General features: G+C 62.4%; 6 protein-coding genes. 2 read left to right on the top strand and 4 right to left on the bottom strand.

The window, feature by feature from the left end; translation table 11 throughout:
* Positions 1-8 precede the first annotated feature (8 nt).
* The 4 genes from H7995_RS07835 to H7995_RS28300 all read right to left on the bottom strand — a co-directional run bounded on the left by H7995_RS07835 (position 9) and on the right by H7995_RS28300 (position 11470).
* On the bottom strand, positions 9-1259 hold the full coding sequence (locus H7995_RS07835; RefSeq protein WP_371927833.1) for an HlyD family type I secretion periplasmic adaptor subunit: 1251 nt from the start codon (positions 1257-1259) through the stop codon (positions 9-11).
* 43 nt (positions 1260-1302) lie between these two features.
* Complete coding sequence (locus tag H7995_RS07830) at positions 1303-3486, bottom strand: type I secretion system permease/ATPase (RefSeq protein WP_166590236.1); 2184 nt, start codon at positions 3484-3486, stop codon at positions 1303-1305.
* Positions 3483-4901: a TolC family outer membrane protein gene (locus H7995_RS07825; RefSeq protein WP_166590321.1), complete on the bottom strand. Its 1419-nt coding sequence runs from the start codon at positions 4899-4901 to the stop codon at positions 3483-3485. The genes H7995_RS07830 and H7995_RS07825 overlap by 4 nt, the downstream gene beginning before the upstream one ends.
* Positions 4902-5146: 245 nt before the next feature.
* Positions 5147-11470 carry a BapA/Bap/LapF family large adhesin gene (locus H7995_RS28300; RefSeq protein WP_206684504.1) on the bottom strand — a complete coding sequence of 2108 codons (6324 nt, stop codon included), beginning with the start codon at positions 11468-11470 and terminating at the stop codon, positions 5147-5149.
* A gap of 225 nt (positions 11471-11695) precedes the next feature.
* On the opposite strand from H7995_RS28300, the gene H7995_RS07800 reads away from it, so the two are divergent.
* Positions 11696-11992 (top strand): hypothetical protein, encoded by a 297-nt coding sequence (locus H7995_RS07800; protein WP_185818205.1) that lies wholly within the window; start codon positions 11696-11698, stop codon positions 11990-11992.
* A 409-nt stretch (positions 11993-12401) separates the two neighbouring features.
* Positions 12402-13565: a non-hydrolyzing UDP-N-acetylglucosamine 2-epimerase gene (gene wecB, locus H7995_RS07795; protein ID WP_166592221.1), complete on the top strand. Its 1164-nt coding sequence runs from the start codon at positions 12402-12404 to the stop codon at positions 13563-13565.
* Positions 13566-13765: the final 200 nt, after the last annotated feature.

Raw genomic sequence — 13765 nt, 5'->3', positions numbered from 1 at the left:
GCGCATGCCTAGCGCTCGCGCAAGGCTTCGCGCGCCCGGTTCATCGGCTTGATCAGGTAATCGAGCACGGTCTTCTGGCCGGTCTTGATATCCGCCGCCGCGATCATCCCCGGCACAATGGAAAACGCCTTGCCGGCCTTGTTGTGCAGCTCATTGTCATTGGTGCGAATGAACACGCGGTAGTAGAAGACCTCGGGTTTGACTTCATCCTGAATGGTGTCCGGGGAAATGGTCACCACCTTGCCATCCATGCTGCCGTAGATGGAGTAGTCATAGGCCGTGATCTTGACCTTGGCGTCCTGGTCGGGATGGATAAAGGCGATGTCCCGCGGGGAAATGCGCGCCTCGATCAACAGCTGGTCGTCCATCGGCACGATCTGCATCAAGCGGCCATTGGGTGGAATGATCCCGCCGATGGTGGTGACCTCGATGTCCTTGACGATCCCCCGCACCGGCGAGCGCAACGTCAGGCGCGTGACCGAGTCGGAACGGCCCTTGAGCACCGAGGACAGGGTCTGCACATCGGAGTTGGCCTTGGCCAGCTCTTCGCCGGCCCGCACCATGTATTCGGAGCGCGACTGGGTGAGCTTCAGCTCCAACTCGGACTTCTGGCGCTTCAGGCGCAGGACCTCGACGTTACTCGCGGCGCCGACCCGGGCCAGGTTCTCGGTGATCTCCAGCTCACTGCGCACCAGCCCCAGGGAGGCCCGCACCCCCGCCTGCGACTCTTCCAGCCCCTTGCGCCGGGTCTGGTACAAGTCGGTTTCGGCGCTCATCAGCGCCGGGTAGGCCTTGAGCTCGGGCGGAAAGGCCAGCGCGGTGCCGTTCACTTCCGCCTGCAACCGCGCCACGCTGGCCAGGGAGGCGCGGTACTTGGCGGCGCTCTCGCCGAAGTTGGACTCGGTCTTGGTCGGGTCCAGCTTGGCGAGGATTTCCCCCTGCTTGACGATATCCCCCTCAGCCACATTGAGCTCGGCGACGATGCCGCCCTCCAGCGACTGAATGACCTGCTCACGGGAGGTCGGGATCACCTTGCCGGTGCCGGTCGACACTTCATCGATTTCAAACAGGTAGGCCCACACCCCGAACGCCAGCAGCATCAGCGCCACACACCAGACGACCCGCGTCGAGCGCACGACCGTGACGTCATCCAGGCTGTCGTCGGCGTTCGAGTGGTCACCCTGGGTATGGCTGGAGCCTGCCAGTGGCACCCGTGTCGGGTCCGGGTTCGACCCTGGGGAACGATTGTTGTTTTCCATCTGAGCTATCCTTTTGTGCAGTCAGTGGCTGGGAACAGCCGGCTCACTGCGCCGGGTTCCGAGGTTTGGAAAGACGGGCAATGGCGTTGTCCTTGGTGTCATCGATGACCACCGCGCCGTTGTCGACGACGATGATCCGATCCACCAGGCTCAACACACTCATGCGGTGCGTGGCGATGATCAGCGTGCGCTGCGCGCCCCACTGGCCCAGGCTCTGGATCAGCTTGCGTTCGCTGGCGTCGTCGAGGGCCGCAGTCGGCTCGTCCAGCAGCACAATCTGCGGCTGGCGAATGATCAACCGCGACAGCAGCAGCGCCTGGCGCTGGCCACCGGACAGACCGAGGCCACCCTCCAGAATCATGTGGTCCATGCCCAGTGCGAACTTACTGATGAACTCCAGCGCACCAGTCAGCGCCAGCGCTTCGAGCAGGTCCTGGTCGCTGGCGTGTGCCGCCCCCAGCATCAGGTTTTCCCGCAGGGTGCCGTGGAACAGCCGGGAGTTCTGGGTCAGCAGGCCAACATCGCGGCGCACATCGGCCGGATCGATATGGCTCAGGCCGACACCGTCCAGGGTCAGGGAACCCGAACTGAGGTCGATCATCCCGGCCATGGCCTGCAGCAGCGTCGACTTGCCCGCGCCGTTGCGCCCCAGCACCGCGATGCGCTCACCCGGGGCAATCTTCAAGTCCTTGACCGTGAGGGCCGGCATCGGCGCATCTTCGGCGTACTTGAACTGCGCCTGCTTGAACTCATAGTCGCCGCGCACCAGCGGCAAGTGCACACGCTTGCTGCCTTCGGCCTGGTCGACCGGCATCTGCATGATCCGGTGCAAGCCCTGCAAGGCCACTTTGGCCTGTTGCCAGCGGGTCAGCACCAGCGTGATCTGCGACATCGGCGCCATCATGCGTGAAGCCAGGATCGACGCGGCCACCAGGCTGCCGGTGGTCATGTCGCCCGCCATCACCATTGGCGCACCGAACACCACCACCACCGCAAAGACGCCGCCCTGCACGCTCTGGGTCCAGGTCACCAACCCGCTGGTCAGCGTGCGCGAACGCAGACTGGCCTCGGCGGCGGTCGCGTTGTAGTGGTTCCATTGCTGCTGGAAACGCTGTTCGGCCTGCAGCATCTTGATGTCGTCCAGGCCCTGCACGGTCTCCACCAGCATGGCGCTACGCAGCGAACTTTCGCGCATCGACTGGTTGGCCAGCCTGGCCAGTTTTCGTTGCGACAACAGCCCCGGGATGATCAGGAACAGCACCGCGCCCAGCGGCACGGCCACCAGTGGCCCGGCGATAAACCAGTAGATCACCACGAACATCAGGAAAAACGGCAGGTCGGCCAAGGCACTGGCGGTGCTTGAGGTGATCAGCTCACGCAGCTGTTCCAGTTCGCGCAACTGGGAAATGAACGAGCCGGTGGATTTCGGCCGGGCGCTGTTGCGCAGACGAATGGCATGGCCGAAGACCAGGTCCGAGACCCGCATGTCGGCGCGCTTGCCGAGCAGATCGGTGATCCGCACGCGCATCACCCGCAGGACAAAATCGAAAAACAGCGCCAGCATCACCCCGCCGAACAACACGTACAGGGTCGGCATCGACTCGGCCGGAATCACCCGGTCGTACACCTGCATGGAAAACAGCACCCCGGCCAGGCCGAGGATGTTGGCCGCCAGCGACGCCAACATGACATGGCCGTAAGGGCGCAGGTCGCGCAGGACGATGTTCCTGAACCAGCTTTTCTCGTAGGGCTTGATGTAGTCGTCGACCCGCGAGTCCCGCGCCGCCTGCACGGGGCGCAGAATCAGCGCCTTGCGCGCCGACAGCAGCAGCTCGGCACGGCTGATGCGGCTTTGCAGGCCTTGGTCGCCGCTGTAGACAATGCCCAGCTCATCATCGTCGCTGAGGGTCTGCAGCACACCGATTTGCCCATCGTCGAACTGCAGCACCAGGGGCAGGCGCCGCTGCACCAAGAGCGCGGGGCTGAAATCGACGACTTTCAGGCTCAGCCCGGCCTGGCGGGCCATTTGCCGCAGTACCTCGTCGACCCCGGTGCCCTTGCTCCACTGGGCGGCAATGCGCACATTCTGCGCCGAGCAATCCAGGCGATGGTGTCGGGCGACGGTGAGGATCGCTTCCAGCCAGCCTTCGTAATCGAGTGCACTGGCCGCCTCCAGGGTCTGGGGTTCGGTGGCGCCCTGGGGATCCAGGTTCACGGCGTCGTTCATGGTCGAATCTCCACACCTTGGATGGTGCCACTGTCCAGATTGAACGCCGTGCGCAAGGCGCTGCTGTTGTACAGGCAATCGATTTCCAGACGGTGCAGATCCGCGGCGGTGTTGGCCCGGTCCATGGCAGCCTGGTGGATTTCCTGCTCGGCGTTCAACAGATCGAGCAGTGGCCGCGTGCCCAACTCAAGGTATTGCTGGCGATACAAATCGCGGGTTTCAGAAATGCTGCGTTCACGAAAATCCAGGGTGGTCAGGCGCTGTTCGAGGCTGGAGGTCTGGTCCCGCGCCTCGAGCAAGCCCTGGCGTACCGCCAGGCGCGCGGCGTCGTTGGCCGCCTCGGCCGCCCGTAACGCCTGGGCCGCTGCCGATTTACGGGCATTGATCGCGCCGCCCTGGTACAGCGGCATCTCGACGTTGAGGAAGATCCCGTAGCGCGTGCGGTCGCGCCCGCCCACGCTGCCATCCTCGTCATTGCTGTCCAGGTACTGGGTGGCCGACGGATCCAGCGACACCGTTGGCATCGCTTCGGCCCGGGCCTGGGCGATCTGCGCCTGGGCGTCGACCTGCTGCGCCTGGGCGATCAACAACGAAGGCGTCAACACTTCATCGGCATTGATGCCTTGGCAGGACTGGCGCAGCGTGCTCGGCACCTCGGGGGCGACACTGACCGGCGTGCGCGCGCCGAGCAGACTGCCCAGGCTGCTGCGCCAGCGGTTGTACAGCGCGGTGTATTGCAACTGCGTGGCAACGGCAGCCTCGACCCGCGAGCGCGCCTGGATCAGGTCGGAACGGGTGCTGGCGCCCATGTCGCTGCGCTTTTGCGCCAGGTCGGCAATGGCCGTCAAGCCCTTGACCTGCGCGCGGGAGATGTTGAGCAACGCCTGATAGCGTTGCAGTTCGATCACCGCAAAGGCGGTATCGCGCGCCACCTGGTCGATGGCCAGCAACACCGAAGCCTGCTTGCCATTGACCCGGGCCACGGCACTGTCCACCGCACTGTCCACTTTGCCGAAGTCATACAGCATCTGCTTAGCCGACAGGGTGAAGGCCTGGCTTTGGCCGTTACCGGTCAGGCCGCTGTCGTACCCGGAGTTGAACCCGCCACGAATCTGCGGGTAATAACCGGCACGGGCCACGGTGACATTGTCGTGTTGCTGGTACAGCTGGCCGATCGACTCGGCGATCGCGGGATGCCAGGCGACAGCCAGTTGAATGGCGCGCGGCATGTCGAGGTTGTCGGGGACTGCGCGACTGGGGGCCGCCGGCTGGCTGGCACCGAACGAATCACCCGGTAAATTCTTGCCCACATCGTTGGGGCTGATGGTGTTAATACTTTCGGGTTCGTAGTCGCGTGTCAGCGCTACGGCCCGCTCTATCGTCAATGGCTGTACGGCGACGGCCAACAACGCCACAAACAGGAACTCGAACCGATCCTTAGGTCTCAAGTAATGCTCCACATCAGCTTGTGATGAAAAAGATAGACGCATATTTGCCCTGCTGCCGACTCAATTTCAGCGACCTGCACGGCTCACTCGAATTCGTGGTGTAACGCCAGGGCGGCGCAAGACTGCGCCGCCTGGATCGTTACGATTAATGGATGGAGGATCAAAGGAGAACGCCGGGCGCTGCGGCCCGACGCTCCCCGCCAGCAACGTGGTTAAACCACGTTGACCCCGCTTTGCACCCAGAGTTGATGGGTCTCATCTTCCTGGCTGGTGTACACCACGTACTCCTGCCCGTTCTCCAGTTGCGTACTCCCCACCGACCAGTTGCCCGTCAGGTGGACACTGTCCTGCTCGTCGCCCTGGATAAACAATCTATCCGTCTCGGGTGATGTCACAGCCACCAGGTCTTCCAGGCTCACGGTCAGGTCGACCGCACTGAAGTCGTTCAGGTCGATGCTCTCGATATCGCTGACTTTACCGACCAGCAAGCTCAAGTTAATCGCCGCATCGCCACCGTCCCAGACCAGGGTGTCGAAGCCGTCCCCGCCATCCACCGCTGCAAACTCGGTGTCATGGATCGCGATATGGTCAGCACCGTCGGCACCTTCGGTGATCGTGGCCGAAGACGGTTCCTGCTCGAACGAAGCTGCGGCGAAGCCTGGGGCTTCGGTGGCAGGATCGCCCGGGTTGGCATCGTCCCAGACCAGATCGAGATCCGGCGAGTCAAGGCGTATGTACAGCGTGGCGGTGTCCTCCTGGCCACCAGGGGTGGTGAGTTTGTAGCTGAAGCTGTCCACTTGGCCGACATCCGCCAGCGCCAGACCCGGGGTCGGCGTGTAGCTGTAGTCACCGTCTGCGTGCAACGTCAGCGTGCCGTATTGCCCTTGCACCACTGCTCCGGTTTGCCCCGGGATGACGTAGACCCCGTTGATCAACACACTCAGTACCGTCAACGTCGACGGAATACTGTCTGCCACGGAGTGATCGCTGATCAGCAGGACATTGCCCGTTGCGGCGGTCGCAGCACCCGTGACGAACTCCGTCGGATAGGTGGTGCTCAGCGTCTGCGTAACGGTCACTTCGGTACCCACCAGCGCCTTGGCCGTCGATGACGACAGTCGGTACTGACCTTCACCCAGCGTGAAGGTATGAGAGGCCGCGGTGGTGCTTTGCCCCGGCACGTTCACCCAATCAGTCCCATCGAACGTCTGCAGGACAATGGTTGTGACTGCAGTCGATCCAGAGCTATTGACCACAAGCTCTGCCGTCGTGCCACTGGCGACCGTGACGGTCTCCCCGACATGCGGGGTAACCGTGCCGAGCAACCCTGGCCCGAAGTACTGGATTGCCTCCAGGTCATCAACAACCACCCGGATATCGACATCTATCTGGGCAGTGCCGATGTCGTCGGTGGCAACCAGCGCCACCGTACCCGGTGCCGACGGATCCACCGCACTCCAGGTAACCCCCGAGTCGGCGCTGTCGATGCGCACGTACAGGTTGGCCGAAGCCGTCCCGCCCGCCGCTGTCGTCAGTTGATAGGCGAAGGTATCGACCTTGCCGATGTTCGCCGCATCGCCATTTGGCGTGTAGCTGTAATCGCCATTGGCAAAGATCGTCAGCACACCGTACAGGCCGATTATTTCGGTGCCGAGCACAGGATCGACAGTGATCCCGTTGACTTCCTCGACCGTCGCATCCGCGGCGGTACCAGGAGCGTCCGGCAGACCTGACACGCCCTCATCGGTAATCACATTGCCGGTGATGTCAGCCCCTTCTACGACAAACTCAGTCAGGCTCTCCTGCGTGACGTTGACAACTGCTGTCGCGCTGGAGAGTACTGCGACCAGGTTAGGGTCCAGGGTCAGCGTGACGCGGTACTCACCCGCCGCCAGGCCTTCGACCTTCGCCGTGGTAGTGGTCCCCATCAACCCAAGCAGATCGAGCAGACCGGAACCGTTGCTACCTTGCGCCACCGTGGTCCAGCCGCCAGCACCATCACTGACTTCAAGCTTGGCGGTAACCCCACCGCCGATCAGGGAGAGCAAGTCACCCTGGCTGAACGTCAGGCTCAACGTGCCTTCGGAGTTCTCAGCCACCGTGAAACTGCGCACCGCCGGAGGCGAGCCAATCGCGATACCCAGCACATCCAGGAGCCTTGAGACCTGCATATCCTGAAGTTGGGTCTCGGTGGTAACGGGTTTAAGGGTCAGATTTGCCGTGGTCAGATCGTCGTAGGCGGTTAGGTCGGCGTCAGCGTCAGCGTCAGCATCCGCATCCGCATCAGCGTCGGCATCCGCGTCAGCGTCGGCATCGGCATCGGCATCGGCGTCGGCATCCGCATCCGCATCCGCATCCGCATCGGCGTCAGCATCGGCATCAGCATCGGCGTCGGCATCCGCATCCGCATCCGCATCAGCATCAGCATCAGCATCAGCATCAGCATCCGCGTCAGCATCCGCGTCAGCATCCGCGTCGGCATCAGCATCAGCATCAGCATCAGCATCAGCATCAGCATCAGCATCAGCGTCGGCATCAGCATCAGCATCAGCATCGGCATCCGCATCGGCATCCGCGTCGGCGTCGGCGTCGGCGTCGGCGTCAGCATCCGCGTCGGCATCGGCATCGGCATCGGCATCGGCATCGGCATCGGCATCGGCATCAGCGTCGGCATCCGCATCCGCATCCGCATCCGCATCCGCATCGGCGTCGGCATCAGCATCAGCATCAGCATCAGCATCAGCATCAGCATCAGCATCAGCGTCGGCATCCGCATCCGCATCCGCGTCGGCATCCGCGTCAGCATCAGCATCAGCATCAGCATCAGCATCAGCGTCGGCATCGGCATCCGCATCCGCATCGGCATCGGCATCGGCATCGGCATCAGCATCAGCATCAGCATCAGCGTCGGCATCGGCGTCCGCATCCGCATCGGCGTCGGCGTCGGCGTCGGCATCAGCATCAGCATCAGCATCAGCGTCCGCATCAGCATCGGCATCGGCATCGGCATCGGCATCGGCGTCGGCGTCGGCGTCGGCGTCAGCATCCGCGTCAGCATCAGCATCAGCATCAGCATCAGCGTCGGCATCGGCGTCCGCATCCGCATCGGCATCCGCATCCGCATCGGCATCGGCATCGGCATCGGCATCAGCATCAGCGTCGGCGTCCGCATCCGCATCGGCGTCGGCGTCGGCATCAGCATCAGCATCAGCATCAGCATCAGCGTCCGCATCAGCATCGGCATCGGCATCGGCATCCGCATCCGCATCCGCATCGGCATCAGCATCGGCATCGGCATCGGCGTCGGCGTCCGCATCGGCGTCCGCATCGGCGTCAGCATCAGCGTCGGCATCAGCATCAGCATCGGCATCGGCATCGGCATCGGCATCGGCGTCAGCATCGGCATCAGCATCGGCATCGGCATCGGCGTCGGCATCGGCATCAGCATCGGCATCGGCATCCGCATCCGCATCCGCATCCGCATCCGCATCCGCATCCGCATCCCCATCAGCATCGGCATCGGCATCGGCATCGGCATCAGCATCAGCATCGGCATCGGCATCGGCGTCGGCATCGGCATCAGCGTCCGCATCGGCATCGGCATCGGCATCAGCGTCGGCATCGGCATCGGCATCGGCATCAGCATCAGCATCAGCATCAGCATCAGCATCGGCATCGGCATCGGCATCAGCGTCGGCGTCGGCGTCGGCGTCGGCATCGGCATCGGCGTCCGCGTCCGCATCGGCGTCAGCGTCGGCATCGGCATCAGCGTCCGCATCGGCATCCGCATCGGCATCGGCATCGGCATCGGCGTCAGCATCAGCATCAGCATCAGCATCAGCATCAGCATCCGCATCGGCGTCGGCATCCGCATCAGCATCAGCGTCGGCATCAGCATCAGCGTCGGCATCAGCGTCGGCATCGGCATCCGCATCCGCATCGGCATCCGCATCCGCATCCGCATCCGCATCGGCGTCGGCATCGGCATCGGCATCGGCGTCGGCGTCGGCGTCGGCGTCAGCGTCAGCGTCGGCATCGGCATCGGCATCCGCATCCGCATCGGCGTCGGCGTCAGCATCGGCATCGGCATCCGCATCCGCATCGGCATCGGCATCCGCATCGGCGTCGGCGTCGGCGTCCGCATCAGCATCGGCATCGGCATCGGCATCGGCATCGGCATCGGCGTCAGCATCGGCATCGGCATCGGCGTCGGCGTCGGCGTCGGCATCAGCGTCAGCATCGGCATCGGCATCGGCATCGGCATCAGCGTCGGCATCGGCGTCGGCGTCCGCATCGGCATCGGCATCGGCATCAGCGTCGGCATCGGCGTCCGCATCCGCATCGGCGTCGGCGTCGGCGTCGGCGTCGGCGTCGGCGTCAGCATCGGCATCGGCGTCAGCATCGGCATCGGCATCGGCATCGGCATCGGCATCAGCGTCCGCATCGGCATCGGCATCGGCGTCAGCATCCGCGTCGGCATCCGCATCCGCATCGGCATCCGCGTCCGCATCCGCATCCGCATCCGCATCAGCATCAGCATCAGCATCAGCATCAGCATCAGCATCAGCATCAGCATCAGCATCAGCATCAGCATCGGCGTCGGCATCCGCATCCGCATCCGCATCCGCATCGGCATCCGCGTCGGCGTCGGCATCGGCATCGGCGTCCGCATCGGCGTCGGCGTCGGCGTCGGCGTCGGCATCAGCATCAGCATCCGCGTCAGCATCAGCGTCAGCATCAGCATCAGCATCAGCATCAGCATCAGCGTCCGTATCATCGATATCCGGAGCAGTTACCTGGGACGGGCCTGAGACGTTTTCTGCAGCATCGGTCAGCGTTACCGTGATGGTTTCGCCGTTGACTTGAGGGGTGGTCAGTACGACTTCGAAGGTGCCATCGGTGCCAACCGTGCCGGTGCCAATGACGTTGCCGTCGGCATCCTTGAGGGTGACCGTGGTTTCTGGCTCGCCTTTACCGGTGACGGTGGTGCCATCGGCACTGACGACCAGGTCGGTGGGGGGCGCAGGAGCGGTGGAGTCGTGCGCGTCGACAGTCGCCGGGGCAGAGACGTTGCCGGCGCTGTCGGTGAGTGTTGCGGTCAGGGTTTCGCCGTTGGTTTGCGGCGTGGTCAGCACAACTTCGAAGGTGCCATCGGCGCCGACCGTGCCGGTACCAATGATGTTGCCGTCAGCATCCTTGAGGGTGACGGTGGTTCTAGGTTCACCTTTACCGGTGACGGTGGTGCCATCGGCACTGACCGCCAGGTCAGTCGGAGCATCGGGCGGGGTGATGTCCCGCTCTTCGACGACGATGCCGGGGGCATTGACGTCCGCTGGCGCGGACACATTGCCGGCGGCATCGGTCAGCGTCGCGGTGAGGGTTTCACCGTGGGTTTTCGGGGTGTCGAGCGTGACCACGAAGGTGCCATCGGCGCCGACTGTACCGGTACCGATCACGTTACCGTCGGCATCCTTGATGGTGACGGTGGTGTTGGGTTCGCCTTTGCCGCTGACAGTGCTGCCGTCGGTGCTGACGGCAAGATCGGTCGCGGCCGCCGGCGCGGTGGTGTCGCTGGCGTCGACGCTGGCCGGTGCCGAGACGTTGCCCGCCGCGTCGGTCAAGGTGGCCGTCAGGGTTTCGCCGTTGGTTTGTGCTGGGTTCAAGGTGACGACGAAGGTGCCATCGGCGCCGACCGTGCCGGTACCAATCACATTGCCGTTGGCATCCTTGATGGTGACCGTGGTGTTGGGCTCACCCTTGCCGCTGATGGTGCTGCCATCGGCACTGACGGCCAGATCGCTCGGTGCGGCGGGAGCCGTGGTGTCGCCAGCGGTGATGGTACCGGGAGCGGAGACATTGCCCGACGCGTCAGTGAGGCTGACCTCGACTGTTTCGCCGTTGGTTTGCGGGGTGTCCAGGTTGACCTGGAAGTTGCCATCAGCGCCTACGGTGCCCGTGCCGATGACGCGACCATTGGCGTCCTTGACCGTCACCGTCGAACCCGGCTCCCCACGACCACTGAGTAGCGTACCCGTGGGATCAAAAGCCAGGTCGGTAGGGGCGTCTGGAGGCGTCGAGTCGACGTCACTGCCGCCGCCACCGCTGCCCCCATGACCACCAAAGAATATTGCTGCAGCACCGCCGACTCCCAGCAGGCTCAGCCCCCACGCCAGCCAGTCTGGTGTGGTGCTGCCCGCCGCCGTGGCGGCCATCAGGTCTTCCAGGGTGCCGATTTCGCCAAAGGTAAAACCGGAATACGGCGAGGAGTAACTCCCCAGGAACAGGGTCCCGTCGTTGTCTTCCAGTACCAGTTGGTTGGGTTCGCCATCGCTGCCGACCACAAAGAAGTTCTGGACCGTGACCGTGCCACCGGACTTCAGGGTGATGACCAGATTCTTGCCCGATTGCTGCATCGACTGGACGCTGCTCGGGCTAATGGGCACTTTTACAATACTGGTTCCGTTCAGGGCGACATTACCGAACGCTTGTTCGGTCGCCGCCCCCGTCGCCTTATCGACAATTACAATATTCTTCATCGCACACCTGTTTTTTATTTCAGCTAGTCGAATCCCATAACAAAATCGACTCGAACGCGTGCGCAGCTTCTTAAACAGAGGCTGAGCATTCGAATAAGCGAAAGTTATGTAAAAGTTTTAATCCAGAAGTAGTAGTCAACCCACGCCGGAGCGCTCACTGGGTGCAAGGTGTTTAACCTGGCCCACACGTGGGAAGTTGGACTTGCACAGAGGAGTTGCAGCGCCATGCTGCAAAGACGTCAAGCGGAGGAACCAGCGCTTGCGGAGGGCTTTGATCACCGTAGACGCTCCCTGTCGTATGCCCGTCATCGGGGTTCGCATCCTTTCGTCAAACGTATCGAGCACGCCTGTGAAAAGCTGCAAGAAGTAAGCAAAAACCGTCGTGATAGAACTTCCCAACACACTGAAAACGGTTCGCTTACAAGGATACTAACCAGCAAAAAGTTGGCGTCAAAGAAAAAAGTTAACGCCGTCAATACCCACATTAAAACAACGGCAAAGAAGATTGGGCGCGGATGTTAGATGAATTGAAAACAGAACGTATCGGATGATAATTTCATTATCATAAAAGAATACTGAAGGCGGTTTTCAACACCTTTGAAGAGCAAAAGCATGTACAAAGCATTAAGCATTTAGGCTTGTTACATTTGGAAATATATTTGCCGAGAGATTCCCGGACAACACCGGACATACACTCGACCGTGCTGGCCGATCAGACCTCGAGCCGACTCACCGCGCCCGCCAAAAAAACCTTTCAAGCGGCACACGGAACAAAAACCGTTCGGCGACCACCAACACTAGAAGGGCTGCGCAGCTCAATGGAAGTAGCCGTCAAGCGCAGCAACAGGCGTCGTTTGCTTCGACCCTGGCCATGGAGTGCCCCAAGGGGCGACATGTCGGGGGCCATTCCCTGTATGGAGATAGAGAAACCATGAGAGTTCTGTCGTTGTTCGGCACCCGCCCCGAAGGCATCAAAATGGCCCCTTTGGTCCATGGCCTGGCCGGTACCAAAGGCATCGAGAGCATTGTCTGCACCACCGGCCAACACCGGCACATGCTCGACCAAGTACTGCAGTTGTTCGACATCAAGGTCCACCACGACCTGGACGTGATGCTCCCGGGGCAAACCCTCAATGGCCTGTTTGCGCGCTTGATGACGCGGGTCGATACCCTGCTCGAAGAGGTCAAGCCCGACTGTGTGCTGGTGCACGGCGATACCTCCACGGCAACCGCTTGCAGCCTGGCCGCGTTCCACCGGCGCATCCCGATCGGGCATGTCGAGGCAGGCTTGCGCACCGGCGACCTGACCCAGCCGTTTCCCGAGGAAATGAACCGCCGCGTGGTCGACGTCATGGGCAAATGGCTGTTCGCGCCCACCGTGACCTCGCGCAACAACCTGCTCAAGGAAAACCTCGAGGGCCGTATCTACGTCACCGGCAACACGGTGATCGATGCCCTGGAGCTGACGCTGCGCAAACTCGACCACAACCCGGACATGGAGGCCAACCTGGCCGCGCGTTATGCCTGGGTCGACCCGGCACAACGCCTGGTGTTGGTGACCGGTCACCGCCGCGAGAATTTCGGCGATGGTTTCATCCAGATCTGCTCGGCCCTGGCGGAGCTGGCCAAGCGTGAAGATGTGCAGATCGTCTACCCGGTGCACTTGAATCCACAGGTGCGCGACGTCGTGATGGCGACCCTTTCTGGCCTGCCCAACATCCACCTCATCGAGCCGCTCGATTACCTGGATTTCGTCTGGTTCATGCGGCGCGCCTACCTGATCCTCACCGATTCCGGCGGTGTTCAGGAGGAGGCCCCGCACCTGGGTAAACCGGTGCTGGTCATGCGCGACACCACTGAGCGCCCGGAAGCGGTAAGTGCTGGAACGGTGACGCTGGTTGGGACCCGCAATGAGCGCATCGTCAACGCCGTGCAAACCTTCCTCGACGACGCCGAGCACTATCAGCGGGTGGCCCACAGCGTCAATCCGTACGGGGATGGACACGCCACGACGCGGATCATTTCGGCCCTCACTGGCCGCCAATTTACCGAGTTTGATCCACCCATCCCGGCAATCCGCCCGTCCATCGGCTAAACTGAATAGTCAAAATTACGGCGCGCCAAAGCCAAGGCGCGCAAAAAGATAAAAATTACACCAAAATATTGACACATGACGCTGAGGCACTCCAAAGTGTGGGTGCCAATGCGGGGATGGATCCAAAGTTGCCACAGGGAAAGCTGATGGCTATTTGCCCCTCCTCCACTGTCAGTCATTGTTCGAGCTCATGCCGGCCC

The sequence above is a fragment of the Pseudomonas kielensis genome (genome assembly GCF_014236655.1).
GTDB classification, from domain to species: domain Bacteria; phylum Pseudomonadota; class Gammaproteobacteria; order Pseudomonadales; family Pseudomonadaceae; genus Aquipseudomonas; species Aquipseudomonas kielensis.
This window is presented reverse-complemented; position numbering and strand designations above follow the sequence as displayed.